This is a genomic window from Acinetobacter lactucae, from assembly GCF_013122135.1.
GTDB lineage: Bacteria > Pseudomonadota > Gammaproteobacteria > Pseudomonadales > Moraxellaceae > Acinetobacter > Acinetobacter lactucae.
Genome location: NZ_CP053391.1, coordinates 3,919,432 through 3,933,306, shown reverse-complemented (window position 1 = coordinate 3,933,306; position 13,875 = coordinate 3,919,432). Strand labels below are relative to the sequence as shown.

The 13,875-nt window shown below is 40.3% G+C and carries 12 protein-coding genes; 2 read left to right on the top strand and 10 right to left on the bottom strand.

Annotation, left to right across the window (positions count from 1 at the left end):
* Position 1: 1 nt before the first annotated feature.
* From lspA to ribF, 3 genes are all read right to left on the bottom strand, one after another.
* Positions 2 to 532, bottom strand: coding sequence for a signal peptidase II (lspA, locus tag HLV59_RS18360; RefSeq protein WP_031946992.1), 531 nt, complete (start codon positions 530 to 532; stop codon positions 2 to 4).
* A complete protein-coding gene (gene ileS, locus HLV59_RS18355) occupies positions 525 to 3,362 on the bottom strand; it encodes an isoleucine--tRNA ligase (protein ID WP_062848902.1) in 2,838 nt (945 codons plus the stop codon). The genes lspA and ileS overlap by 8 nt, the downstream gene beginning before the upstream one ends.
* Positions 3,363 to 3,423: 61 nt before the next feature.
* Positions 3,424 to 4,425, bottom strand: coding sequence for a bifunctional riboflavin kinase/FAD synthetase (ribF, locus tag HLV59_RS18350; RefSeq protein ID WP_171430544.1), 1,002 nt, complete (start codon positions 4,423 to 4,425; stop codon positions 3,424 to 3,426).
* A 207-nt stretch (positions 4,426 to 4,632) separates the two neighbouring features.
* On the opposite strand from ribF, the gene HLV59_RS18345 reads away from it, so the two are divergent.
* Entirely contained in the window at positions 4,633 to 5,766 is a 1,134-nt protein-coding gene (locus tag HLV59_RS18345; protein WP_171430543.1) for a TDT family transporter, read from the top strand.
* Positions 5,767 to 5,846: 80 nt separating this feature from the next.
* Entirely contained in the window at positions 5,847 to 6,413 is a 567-nt protein-coding gene (locus HLV59_RS18340; RefSeq protein WP_002120771.1) for a 5'-methylthioadenosine/S-adenosylhomocysteine nucleosidase family protein, read from the top strand.
* A gap of 35 nt (positions 6,414 to 6,448) precedes the next feature.
* On the opposite strand, the gene HLV59_RS18335 is transcribed toward HLV59_RS18340, so the two are convergent.
* The 7 genes from HLV59_RS18335 to argA form a co-directional block, all read right to left on the bottom strand.
* Entirely contained in the window at positions 6,449 to 7,069 is a 621-nt protein-coding gene (locus HLV59_RS18335) for a TetR/AcrR family transcriptional regulator (protein ID WP_005071782.1), read from the bottom strand.
* A 258-nt stretch (positions 7,070 to 7,327) separates the two neighbouring features.
* A complete protein-coding gene (locus HLV59_RS18330; protein WP_087090642.1) occupies positions 7,328 to 8,128 on the bottom strand; it encodes an ABC transporter ATP-binding protein in 801 nt (266 codons plus the stop codon).
* A 13-nt stretch (positions 8,129 to 8,141) separates the two neighbouring features.
* Positions 8,142 to 8,939: an aliphatic sulfonate ABC transporter permease SsuC gene (gene ssuC, locus HLV59_RS18325; protein ID WP_002120785.1), complete on the bottom strand. Its 798-nt coding sequence runs from the start codon at positions 8,937 to 8,939 to the stop codon at positions 8,142 to 8,144.
* Positions 8,936 to 10,111, bottom strand: a complete 1,176-nt coding sequence (gene ssuD / locus HLV59_RS18320) for an FMNH2-dependent alkanesulfonate monooxygenase (protein WP_005071784.1) — start codon at positions 10,109 to 10,111, stop codon at positions 8,936 to 8,938. The genes ssuC and ssuD overlap by 4 nt, the downstream gene beginning before the upstream one ends.
* Positions 10,112 to 10,135: 24 nt before the next feature.
* Positions 10,136 to 11,119 carry a sulfonate ABC transporter substrate-binding protein gene (locus HLV59_RS18315; protein WP_171430542.1) on the bottom strand — a complete coding sequence of 328 codons (984 nt, stop codon included), beginning with the start codon at positions 11,117 to 11,119 and terminating at the stop codon, positions 10,136 to 10,138.
* 72 nt (positions 11,120 to 11,191) lie between these two features.
* Positions 11,192 to 12,160, bottom strand: coding sequence for a sulfonate ABC transporter substrate-binding protein (locus HLV59_RS18310; protein ID WP_171430541.1), 969 nt, complete (start codon positions 12,158 to 12,160; stop codon positions 11,192 to 11,194).
* Between the two features lie 336 nt (positions 12,161 to 12,496).
* Positions 12,497 to 13,852: an amino-acid N-acetyltransferase gene (gene argA / locus HLV59_RS18305; protein ID WP_031947001.1), complete on the bottom strand. Its 1,356-nt coding sequence runs from the start codon at positions 13,850 to 13,852 to the stop codon at positions 12,497 to 12,499.
* Positions 13,853 to 13,875 lie beyond the last annotated feature (23 nt).

The following is a 13,875-nucleotide window of genomic DNA, read 5'->3' as shown; positions in this document are numbered from 1 at the left end:
ATTATGCATCCGAATTTTGGTTACGTTTCTTCTCAAGGAAGAATGTATCAATGAGTAGTAAAATCGTACCTAGAGTGATGGCACTGTCCGCAATATTAAAAGCTGGAAAGTGATGATTTTGGTAATAAACATGAATGAAATCGACTACATAACCTAGGGTAATACGGTCAATTAAATTGCCTAAAGCTCCACCTAAAATTAAAGCGATGGCTACAGGTAGCACCACCATTTTTTTAGGCATACGCATTAACCAAAACACAAAAAGTACTGAAACTAAGCCCGCTAAAGATGTGAAGAAATAGCGCTGCCATCCTCCTGCATCAGATAAAAAGCTAAAAGCTGCACCATAGTTATGCAATAGTGTCCAGTTTAAAAATGGAAGTACAGGTACAGGATCTGCATAGTTTAGATGTGTACTCGCAATCCATTTTGTCCATTGATCCAATACAATGGCAAGGACGGAAAGTCCAAGCCAAATCAGATTGTGTGGATAAAACTGGAATAAGCCTTTTTTAGCTTGTGAATTAGGCATATTTTCTCACTTCGCCACGACCAGTGACGTTCACAATACAACGACCACATAAACCAGGATGATCGGCATGTGTATTTACATCTGGAAGGACATGCCAGCAACGTGCGCATTTTTCACCTTCAGCTGCAGATATTTTTACACGTAAGCCTTCCATCTCAGTTGCTTCACCTTGTTCAGCAAATGGATGTACTACTACTTCTGAAGTAATAAGAACAAAACGGAGTTCATCAGCCAGTTGGTTTAAAACAGTTTGTAATGATTCATTTGCCCAAAGTTCAACTTTGGCTGAAAGATTACTACCGACAAGTTTAGCGTTACGCGCTGCTTCAATCTGTTTATTTACTGCAGATTTTACGCTAATCAATGTTTGCCAATCTTCTTCAGAAAGCAAGTTTGCTTTTGATGAAACAGGCAAGTCATACCATTCTGAAGTAAATACATACTTTTCAGTTTGTTCTGGAATGAGTGGCCATGCTTCTTGTGCGGTAAAGCTTAAGATTGGGCTCATCCAACGGATAAATGCTTGAACAATATGATAAAGCGCTGTTTGTGCAGAACGACGTGCCTGAGAATCCGCTTTAGTGGTGTATTGACGGTCTTTGATGATATCAAGGTAGAAACCACCTAAGTCATTAATACAGAAGCTTGTTAACGCACTACATACTACATGGAAGTTCATTTCTTCATAGGCAGTGATAATGGTTTGTTGTACTTCATTCGCACGCTGCAAGATGTATTGATCTAGCGCAATTAAGTCATCTACTGCTAAAGCATCTGTGCTTGGTTTGAAACCATTTAGGTTCGCAAGCAAGAAGCGTAGAGTATTACGAATACGACGATAGCTATCACTTACACGGTTGAAGATTTCTTTCGATGCTGCGATTTCATAGCGATAGTCGCTAGAAGCTACATATAGACGTAAACCATCAGCACCAAGCTGTTTGATGATTTCTTCAAGCGGGATATAGTTTCCTAAAGATTTCGATAACTTACGGCCATTTTCATCGACGGTAAAACCATGAGTTAACAAGGCTTTATATGGTGCACGATTGTGAATTGCCATTGATGTTAATAAAGAAGATTGGAACCAGCCACGGTGTTGGTCTGAACCTTCTAAATATAAGTCAGCAGGGCTTTCTAATTCATCACGTTGCTCAAGTACAGCGTAATGCGTTGTACCAGAGTCGAACCATACATCGAGTGTATCGCGAACAGCATTATATTGTTCAGCATCTTCACCGATGAAGTCTTTTGCTTCACGTTTGAACCATGCTTCGATACCTTCTTGTTCGATCAGTTGAGCAACTTCTTCGATGAGTTCAGGTGTGCGCGGGTGTAATTCGTTCGTGTCTTTATGAACGAAGAATGGAATTGGAACACCCCACGTACGTTGACGTGAAATACACCAGTCTGGACGGCCTTCGATCATTGATTCAATACGGTTTTTACCCCAGTTCGGTACAAACTCGATATCATTTTCAATCGCGTTAAGTGCACCGTCACGTAAACCTTTTTGATCCATGCTAATGAACCATTGTGGTGTAGCACGGAAAATAATTGGAGTTTTGTGGCGCCAGCAGTGTGGGTAGCTGTGCTTAATTGGCTGATGAGCCCATAAACGGCCTACCGCACCTAAAGCTTCGATAATCTTTGGATTGGCTTTATAGATGTGTTCACCAGCATAGATTGGAGCAGTTGGGAGATAAACACCGTTACCACCGACTGGGTTATCTACTTTTAGGTTGTATTGAAGACCTACTTTATAGTCATCTGCACCATGGCCAGGTGCTGTATGTACGGCACCTGTACCGCTTGTTGCGATAACATGTTCACCCAAAATAACTGGAACTTGGCGATCAGTAAGTAAAGGATGCTGTAAAGTAAGCTTTTCAAGAGCTGAACCAGTAAAATCTGCTAAAACAACTGGGTTTTCAAGTTTATAGCGTTCAATTGCTGAAGCAACTAAGTCTTTAGCAAGAATGAAGTTTTGCTTACCGCGTTCAGTCGTCACTTGTACCAATTGATATTCAATTTCGGCATGCAACGCAACAGCTTGGTTAGCTGGCAATGTCCAAGGTGTAGTTGTCCAGATCACGATATCTGTTGGATCTTGGATTTCTACATTTAAACGGGTACTTAAATCTTTGAGATCTACAACGCCAAAACCAACATCAATTGCGTCAGATTTTTTATCTTCGTATTCAACTTCTGCTTCAGCAAGAGCAGAGCCACAGTCCATACACCAGTTCACTGGCTTTAAGCCTGGCTGGATATGGCCATTTTTCTGGATGAGACCTAGAGCACGAACAATATCAGCTTCTTGTTTGTAATTCATGGTGAGATAAGGATTATCCCAGTCACCTAAAATACCAAGACGTTTAAAATCAGTACGTTGTAAATCAATTTGTTTTAGCGCGTATTCACGGCAAAGTTTACGGAAAGTCGCAGCATCAACTTTTTCGCCTACTTTACCCACTTTTTCTTCGACTTTTAGCTCGATTGGTAAACCGTGACAGTCCCAACCTGGAACATAAGGTGCATCGAAACCTGACAAAGTACGACTTTTTACAATAACGTCTTTGAGTACTTTATTGACCGCATGGCCTAAGTGAATTGTACCGTTCGCATATGGAGGGCCATCATGCAAAATATATTTTTTCTTGCCAATACGCGATGCACGAATCTGCTGATAAATGTTGTCGGTATACCACTCTTCTAACCATTTCACTTCACGTACTGCCAAATTTGCTTTCATTGCAAATTGAGTATCCGGCAGGTTTAGCGTGGCTTTGTAGTCCACTGCATTCTCAGGAGTTTGCTTATCGCTCATGCAAGTTTTCTTCCAGTTTAATCAGCTTAGGAGCTGACATGTTTTACAATCAAAATTCGAATTAAAAAGGAAATTGTGTCGTGTCGTTACGATATTGTCGTAACTGTTGCACGTCATTATCAATTCCTGCCTTAAGTGCTTCAAGCGAAGGGTAATTCAGTTCACCATGAAGATAGTGAAGAAAAGTCACCCGCATAAATAAGCCATACAGATTAGCAGAAACATCAGGGAAATGTACTTCTAATCTCCACTCTGGATGTTCTTGCTGAATGGCTGGACGTGTACCGACATGACCTGCGCCATAGAGGCTATTTTCATGATATCCGGCAATTCCCGGTTTCTCTGGTGTTTCTTGGCACACTTTTTCAGTGAGCGACGTCGTTTCGCAAATGACTTCAACACCATAAATACCGTTTAAACAAGGTTTGTGGCGGTTGAGACGTACATTAATCGTTGGAAAATCAAGAGTTCTTCCGATCTGGTCGCCATATTGGACACGTCCAGTAATACTGTACGGACGGCCTAATAATTTAGCTGCTAAAGCGAGATTACCCACTTGAAGTACTTGGCGAATACGAGTTGAACTGACGCGTTCACCTTCAAGTTCAATGGTATGTAAATTTGTGAATTGGAAGCCATAATCTTTTAAAAATTCGCTGTTACCTTGACGGTCTTTGCCAAAATGGAAGTCATCCCCTAAAACTAAAGACTGCGCATTTAATTTTTCTTTTAATAAATCTGCAAACTCAGACGCACTCATGCTACGGAAATGCTGATCGAATTTAGCAACTGCAATGTAATCAACTCCAAGTTCCGCTAGATATTCGACTTTTTCCCGTAATGAATTTATACGAGGAGGAGCATCGTAACCTTTAAAAAACTCAAGAGGTTGTGGCTCAAAAATCATGACCAGTGTTTTTAAGCCTTGTGCTGCAGCAATTTTTTTGAGTTGAGCAATCATCGCTTGGTGACCTAAATGGACACCATCAAAATTACCAATGGTCACCGCTGTTTGAGGTAACTGAAAATTGGGCGATAACGCATTAAGACGAAGCAGTTTCATGAACTTAAAATATGGCTATTTTTGCAAGGGCTATATATTGCCATAATCTCACAGATTCGTCTTGTTGTTGTGTTTTTACTCAGTTATTTTTCAAAATGAATTTCTATATATCAATAAGAATGATTAATTAAATAAAAATAAATCAATTTTTCTTATTAATACTTTGCTCTACTATATTTTTATCCACTCTTTGATTAGAGAACTAAGATGAAAAAACCCTTTTACCAATTAAATCATAGCAAAGATGTTATACGACATTTTACCCCAAATTGGTTTACAGCAACTATGGGTACTGGCGTGGTTAGTATGATTTTGATTCAGCTGCCATTTGCTCAAGCATTTTTATTCACGCTAGCAACTTTGTTATGGCAATTTAATATTGTTTTATTCAGCGTTTTTTCAGTTCTTTATTTATTGCGGTGGTTTCTTTTCCCTCATGAAGCTAAGCAAATTTTTAATCATCCAAATATGAGCTTGTTTTTAGGGGCTATCCCAATGGGGCTTGCAACGATATTAAACGGGTTTCTAAGCTTTGGTGTTGGGCTTTACGGGGAAGTTGCAATCCATATTGCTCAAGCTTTATGGTACATCGATGTCTTTTTAGCACTGGCCATTGCGTGGATCGTGCCATTTTGTATGTTTAGTCGTCAGAACCATCAGCTACATACCATGACTGCAATCTGGCTTTTACCTGTGGTTGCCTGTGAAGTAGCAGCAAGTTCTGCTGGCATGTTGGTTGCACATTTACCAGCAGATGTGCACAGCTTTCATTTATTAATGGCTGGCTATGTACTCTGGGGAATCTCTGTTTTACCAGCATTCGCTATTCTGACAATTTTAATGTTGCGTATGGCTTTGCATCAGTTACCTGAAAAAGAAGTCGCCATTTCTAGCTGGCTCTCTTTAGGCCCGATTGGTACAGGTGCATTAGGTTTATTGTTGCTAGGTGGGCAGGTGCAAAGAGTCTTTGTTAGTGTGGGCTTTCATGAGTCCGCGAATATTTTTCAAGCTTTAGGAATTGTAGGCAGTCTAGTGCTTTTAGGTTTTGGGTTATGGTGGCTTGGTCTTGCGATTTTAACAACGCTTCGTCATGCAAAGACAGGTATTCCATTCAACTTAGGGTGGTGGGGCTTAACTTTTCCATTAGGTGTATTTATTTTGGCACTATTTAATTTAGGGCATCAGGTTGAAATTTTATTTTTACAATACGTTGCTGTGGCATTGAGTCTTTTATTATTGGCAATGTGGGGCGTGGTAATGAAGAAGACGCTAGCAGGCGCATATAGCGGCCAACTGTTCTTCTCTCCGTGTTTAATCGCTTTACAACAAAAAGTGCAGTAATGATGAAAAGGTGCAAAAAGCTTTTGCACCTGATTTATACTTATTTTCTAACTTATTTAATTTTGATTTGAGCTTTTTGAATGAACACTGATATTGCTTTAATTATGGCACTTCCTAATGAATCTAAGGGTTTATTTGAACAAGCAGGTGTTGAAGTCCATTACAGTGGTATTGGTAAGATTAATGCTGCTTTTAAAGCATTTGAAGTTATTCAAAAAACAGGATGCAAAACTTTAATTAACCTAGGTACAGCGGGAAGCTCTGCATTTAATCGACATGATTTGGTTGAAGTAAAAACTTTTGTACAACGGGATATGGATGTTTCTCCCTTAGGTTTTGAAGTAGGTGTAACGCCGTTAGATGATCATTTGGCGGCAGAGATTCATCTTCAACCACATTTTATTGATTTGCCAAAAGCAGTATGTGGAACTGGTGATTCATTTGAAACGGGTCAGCCAAAAGTAGCTTGTGATGTGGTTGATATGGAAGGCTATGCGTTAGCTAAAGTGTGCCATAAGTTAGGTGTACGACTAATTTCGGTGAAGTATATTACTGATGGGGCAGATGACACTGCGCATCTGGATTGGGAAGAAAATTTATTGTTAGGCGCTCAGAAACTTTTAGCCCTTTATCAAAACCATTTCTAAAAAAAGATCGGCAAATTTGCCGATCTTTTTTTGTTTTAACGAGGCAATACGCCATAGAGCATCATATGTACCGTATGCTCAATCGAACGCTGGAACATACTGCGGTTACGAAGCGTTTTGCCGGTCACCATTTCCATTTGAGTAGCAAAATCTGCATAGTTTTGCGTAAGGCCCCAAATATTTAAGATTAATAATTCAGGATCGATATCTGGAGAAATTTTTCCTTCTTCTTGCCACGTCTGGATGACTTTAGCTTTGCGTTTAAATAGTTTTTTTAATGGTCCTTTGAGAATAGGTAAAATATGCGGAGCACCTTGAATGATTTCTAATGCAAATAATCTAGAGGCTTTCGGTTGGCTACGAGAAAGTTCGATTTTTTGAATTAAATAGTGCGATAAGGCTTCGGCTGGTTCTAATTCAGCTTCTAAAGTTTGTAAGGGGGCCAACCATTTTTGTAAAACGGTTGTGAGCACTTCTACATATAAAGACTCTTTATTTTCATAGTAATAGAAAATATTCGACTTATGCATGTCGGCGAGTTGGGCAATTTCATCCAGACTTGCACCACTGAACCCATAGACTGAAAATACGTCAAGGGCGGCAGCAAGAAGCTGATTGCGCTTTTGGGTACTCTTTTTTTGTTCCATCTGCTGCATAATTAAAAAAATAATATTCCCATTGTAAGGGAAATTGTTTGATTTGTGCACAGGTGTCTTGCTTTTTTAATCAAAAAACGGCTAGTTATTTGCGTAATAGATATACTATTGTGCAAAAAATAGAGAGATTCACTAGTTTATTGTTATTCTTAAAAATATTTTTTTATTTTCGCCCTAAAAAAGAGCAATAAAACAGCAGTTTTATTGCTCCTAAATTGGGCATTTTTGTTTGAACGGTTCTCATTACTCATAGCAACCTTAAGTTGCCAAAACTGCATCGAGTACTTGTTGCTCAAGTTGAGCAAAAGTAATGCTTTTTTTACGCGGGCGCGGCAAATTAACTTGGAAGCTTTGAGCGATTTTTCCCTTATCTAATAAAATAATACGATCAGCCAATTGCACTGCTTCACTCACATCGTGGGTGACTAAAATTGCAGTGAAGCCTTGCTCTTTCCACAAGCGCTCAATCAAGCTTTGCATCTCAAGACGAGTTAACGCGTCTAAAGCCCCTAATGGCTCATCTAACAACAAAATACGTGGAGTATGAGATAACGCACGGGCTAAGGCAGTACGTTGACGTTGGCCACCTGAAAGCTGTGAAGGCCATTGTCCTGATTTTTCTTTTAAACCAACTTTTTCCAGTAATTCTTCTGCTAAAGCATGTTGCGCTTTAGGTAAACCCAGTTGCACATTTTGAAGAATATTCCTCCAAGGAAGTAAACGAGGATCTTGGAACATGACTCGAATATCATCGTTCGTAATGCCTTCCCGTAAATGTCGGGCAGATTTAAATTTGATTTCCCCAAAGCTGGCTTTTTCAAGTTGAGCAATTAAACGTAGTAACGTACTTTTGCCACAACCACTTCGACCAACAATTGCTAAAAACTCACCCGGCTGGATGTGTAGGTCAAGATCTTCGAGGACCTTTACCTCGCCATAGAATTTATAAAGTTGCTCAATCAGAATCTCTGCACCTAATACAGGTTCTTGAGATTCTGCTGGTTCTTCCGGAATGAGCTGCACTTCATTCTGATTAATATTTAAATTCAGATTTGTCATGTTCTAAGCTCCCTTATTTCTGATATCCAGAGTGCCAACGTAGTAAATAGCGTTCTAAAAGCTGTGCTAAAACATCTGCCAGTTTGCCTAGTAAGGCGTACAGAAGAATACCGACAAGGACTACATCTGTTTGTAAAAACTCACGTGCATTCATGGTCATATAACCAATACCTGCTTGAGCTGAAATGGTTTCAGCAACAATGAGCAATACCCAAACCAAACCTAAAGCAAAGCGTAAACCTACTAAAATAGAAGGCATCGCACCCGGTAGAATAATTTCTTTGTAGAGCTGCCAACGTGAAAGTCCGTAGCTTTTACCCATCTCAATCAATTGAGGGTCAACTGATCGAATACCGTGATAGGTGTTGATATAGATAGGGAAGAAAACGCCTACTGCGACTAAAAATAATTTCGCTGTTTCATCAATGCCGAACCATAAGATGACAAGTGGGATAAGTGCTAAGGCTGGGATGTTACGAATCATTTGCAAGGTCGTATCGAGTAGGGTAGAGGCGAAACGCGAAGACCCGTTGAGTAGACCCAATAACAAACCTAAGCCACCGCCAATCAATAACCCCAGTAAAGCACGTCCTGCACTGACTTTAACGTGCTGCCAGAGTTCGCCACTCACCAGTAGATGCCAAAAAGCGGAAACTACAGCAGTAGGTGCAGGTAAAATACGGCTTTCTAAAAGACCCGAACTTGAGGCAATTTGCCAAACAACCAATAGAAGAATAGGGAAAATCCAAGGCAGCAAACGCTGCCCGATTTGTTTTGTTCCACGTGAAACAACACTTTCAGCTTTGCTCATGCAGGCTCCTTGACGGAACTATTTTGCTTCTTCTCGTCTGGAACATAGTTATTGGCAATAATTTCACCGAATGGACCGGTTAAATTTGGCTGAGCAAGTTTAGCGCGAGTTTCAATTGGTAATAACGGGAATACTAACTCTGCAAAACGAATTGATTCTTCAAGGTGTGGATAGCCTGAGAAAATGAAAGTATCAATACCTAAATCAGCATATTCCTGAATACGAGCAGCAACTGTTTCTGGGTCACCTACAAGTGCTGTACCTGCACCACCACGAACTAAACCAATACCCGCCCAAAGATTTGGAGATACTTCTAGTTTGTCTCGGTTACCGCCGTGGAGAGCTGCCATACGTTGTTGGCCTACAGAGTCCATTTGTGCAAATTTTTTCTGTGCCGCAGCAATAGTCGCATCATCAAGATATTGGATAAGCTCGTTCGCTGCTGCCCAAGCTTGTTCGTTGGTCTCGCGAACAATCACATGTAAGCGAATGCCATAAGTTAATTTACGACCTTTAGCCTCAGCTTTGGCACGAACATGTTCAATCTTTTGTTTAACTGCTTCAGGTGGTTCACCCCACGTAAGGTAAGTATCGACTTGCTCAGCAGCCAAATCGACAGCGACGTCTGAAGAGCCACCGAACCAAAGTGGTGGGTAAGGCTTTTGAACAGGTGGGTAAAGTAGTTTTGCATCATCCACTTGTAAACGTTCACCGTGGAATGTAAAAGCTTCACCTGTATGTGAGCGTGTCAAAATCTCACGCCAGATTTTTACGTATTCATTGGCAGTTTGATAACGCGTTGAGTGATCTTCATATAAGCCATCACCGCGTAATTCAGCCTCATCACCACCAGTCACTAAGTTGAGTAACACACGGCCATTCGACAAACGGTCAAACGTTGCAGCCATACGTGCTGCCAAAGCTGGTGTGGTTACCCCTGGTCGTAATGCAACTAAAAATTTAAGGTGTTGAGTTGCATCAATTAAGCTAGCCGCTGTAATCCAAGGATCTTCACATGAACGACCCGTCGGAATAAGTACACCTTCATAACCCAAATTATCTACTGCCACAGCAATTTGCTTCATATAGGCATGGTCAACCTGACGAGCGCCTTTACTTGTACCTAAATAGCGACTATCACCGTGGGTAGGAATAAACCAGAAAATTTTCATGTGCATTACCTATATCTATTGAAATTACTTGGCAGTCCAAACAGCTTGTTTAATGCTGATTGGTTTTGGAATGATGCCTTGTTGAGTAAAGATGTCTGCGAGCTGTTGTTGCTCAGCAATAACTTTGCTGTTAAGAGGAGCTGCCGATGAAGGGCGTGGACGACGTTTAATGAATAAATCACTGGTTGCAGGTTTAAGACCTGTACTTTGCCCAATCGCACCTGCCGTTTCTGCTTGATGGCTTTGAACCCATTTATCAGCTTGATTGATTTGTTTGATGAGCCCTGAAACAGCTTTCGGATGTTGTTTAACAAAATTTGGAGCGGCTAAATAAAAAGTATAGTTCGGGCTTAAGCCTTTACCCGATGCAAGAACACGCGCTTGATCTTCAAGTTGTGCTGAAGCGAAGTAAGGATCCCAAATTACCCATGCATCAACGGCACCTTTTTGAAATGCTGCGCGAGCATCGGCAGGCGTAAGCCAAATGGGAGTAATATCACTCCATTTTAAGCCTGCTTTACGCACAGCCTGTACAAGTAAGTAATGTGAACTCGAACCTTTTTGCAGCGCAATACGTTTGCCTTTAAGGTCTTTAAGCTGTTTGAGTTGCGAGTTTTTCGGAACTAAAATTGCCGATGCCAATGGCTTTGCCGCTTCATAAGCAATGTAATATAAAGGCTTGCCAGCCGCTTGTGCGTAGACAGGAGGCGTGTCTCCAGTAACGCCTACATCAAGGGACCCGACAGCTAAAGCTTCTAAAATTTGTGGGCCAGCAGGGAACTCATTCCAAGTAACTTTGGCATTTGGAAATTCTTGTTCAAATAGTTTTTGCTGTTTGGCAATCGCAAAGTTAATTGAACTTTTTTGAAAACCAATACGAAGTTCTTTTACAGTTGGATCAATTGCCCAAGCTGGCGCTGAGATTGTTAAACCTAATACAGTGACTGCACTGATGCGTTTAGCTAATTGTGCCCACTGACTCTTATTAAATAATGACTGATGTTGCATATTGATATCCTTGTTCCCCTTGAGGTCAGGCACAGCATTTATATCGTTATTTAAGCTGTGCCCAAGCTGGGTTTATTTCAGTTTTAAAATGGCATCTTGAATGGTGAGCTTGTTAGGAATGAGCTTTTGCGTATAAAAGGCATCAGCTACTTGTTGTTGTTCTTGTGTCACCTTGTCAGAGATTGGCTGAACTCCAAAACCCATACGTGAAATGGAAGTTTTGAGTACATCAAACTCAAGTGCGGTAGGTTTTTCGAGTAATTTGGCCGCTTCATCCTGATGTGAACTTACCCACTCAGTGGTCTGATTAAGTGTCTGTACAACAGTGTTAAGTACTTTCGGATTATTTTCTGCAAATTTACGGTCAGCTAAATAGAACTGATGATTGCTCACCAAGTTTTCACCTGTTGCTAAAACTCGGGCCTGAATTTGATTTTCAGCTGCAGCAAAGAACGGGTCCCAAATCACCCATGCATCGACAGCACCTTTTTCAAAGGCAGCACGTGCATCTGATGGCGGTAAATAAACAGGTTGAATATCACTTAAGCTTAAGTTGTTGGCTTCTAAAACTTTTAATAATAGGTAATGAACATTCGAACCTTTATTAAGAGCAACACGTTTGCCTTTTAAATCTTTAATAGAGTGAATAGGAGAGTCTTTTTGTACCAATAGTGCTTCAGCTTTTGGCGCAGGAGGTTGGTTTGCGACATACACTAAATTTGGATTAGCCGCTTGAGCAAAGATCGGTGGCGCTTCACCAGCTTCACCTAGTGAAACACTTCCTACGTTTAAACCTTCAAGCAATTGAGGTCCAGCAGGAAACTCAACCCATTTTACTTGCACGCCTTGTTCTTTTAATGCTTTTTCTAAGTCACCACGAGCCTTTAAAATAGGAAGGATGCCATATTTTTGATAGCCAATATTTAAAGTTGTGGTGGCTTGTTCCTCTTTTTTGGCACAACCACTTAACATCATCACTCCTGCAAGGCTGGCCGCGATGACTGAATATTTTGCCCATGAAGTGGTGTTGAAAAGTGCCATGAGATTTCGTGCTCCCCGAAAGAGAAAAAGAAAAAATAATTGGATGAGCAGATACCCTAAAGGGATTTTTATTTCAGAAAAAATAAGTATTCGGTCTTTATTTATGCGAAAAAAAGCTAAACACAATAGGTAATAAACTTAGGTGAAAAAATGGATTTATTTATTAGAAATATATTTAATAAATTTTGAGTAAGTTGATGTAAATAAAATAAAAAAAATATTAAAACACTAAAAATAAAAATTTAAAAAAAGTACAACCATAAATTAATCGTATTTATGGATGTACTTTTTTAACTAAGCTTATCTGAAATAAGAATATCTTAAAAAGAGCAAAGGCTAGGGAAGCAGTTTCTTAAAGACTAAAGAATTCCTTTGGTAGTTATAAAGCGCCTGACGAGCATTTGGTAAGTCATCAACACTCACCTGATGAAAACCATGTTCTAAAAACCAATGAGCAGTACGCGTTGTTAAAACAAATAATTGACGAATACCTTGTTCTTTGGCTTTTTCTTCAAGGAATTGCAAAATCTGGCTACCACGATTCGATTTACGATAACTTGGGTGTACTGCGACGCAGGCAATTTCTGCGGAACGTGTTTCATTAAATTCGGTCGGAATTGGATAAAGGGCGGCACACGCTAGAATTGTACCATCGCGTTCAATAACAGCGAACTGGCTAATTTCTTGCTCTAAACGTTCACGTGAGCGATACACCAAGATACCTTCTTCTTCTAGCGGACGTAATAAATTCATTAAACCGCCCACATCTTGAATGTTGGCCATGCGAACTTCTTCATAATGCGCATCGGTAATCATGGTACCAACACCATCACGTGTGAACAGCTCTTCAATTAGTGCACCATCATAAGCATAAGAAATGAGATGAACACGGTGTACGCCTGATAAAGACGCTTTTTTTGCTTGTTGCAGATGTAAAGTGAGTGTTGGGCTAATGGTTTGGTATTGTTGAATATAGTAGTCCAGTTGATGGGGGCTTAATTCACGTAATATTTGCTCATCTTCGTTCAGCAGCCCTTGTTGCTCACCTAGAAAAATGAGTTTATCTGCTTTTAAGTAAGTTGCGGTTTTAGTTGCGACTTCTTCCGCCCGCAAGTTAAATACTTCGCCTGTAGTGGAATAACCTGTTGGGCCTAATAGCACAATATTATGGTTATCGAGGTGTCGCTCAATTGCATCGGTATCAATAGAGCGAACTTCACCTGTAAGCTGGAAATCCATGCCCTCACGAATGCCATAAGGTTTAGCAGTCACAAAATTACCTGAGACCACATCTATTCGAGCACCGTACATGGGAGAGTTTGCCAAACCCATAGAAAGCAATGCTTCAATTTCTAGGCGAATAGAACCTACTGCACTCATGACGCAGCTTAAAGATTCACGTGTAGTAATACGGCTGTTGTCATAAAAAGGAGTTTCAATTCCTTTCTCTTTAAGATTTTGATTAATTTGCGGACGTGCGCCATGCACAAGAATTAAGCGAATACCTAGAGAATGCAATAAAGCAATATCATGAATGATATGTTCAAAATTAGGATGACGAACTGCTTCGCCGCCAAACATTAAGACAAAAGTTTTATCGCGATGCGCATTAATGTAGGGTGCTGAGTGTCGAAACCAGTGTACATAATGCTGGGTGTTATTATGCGACTTACTTTCAGGCTTACTTGGCATACCGATCTCGAATCAACAGCAAA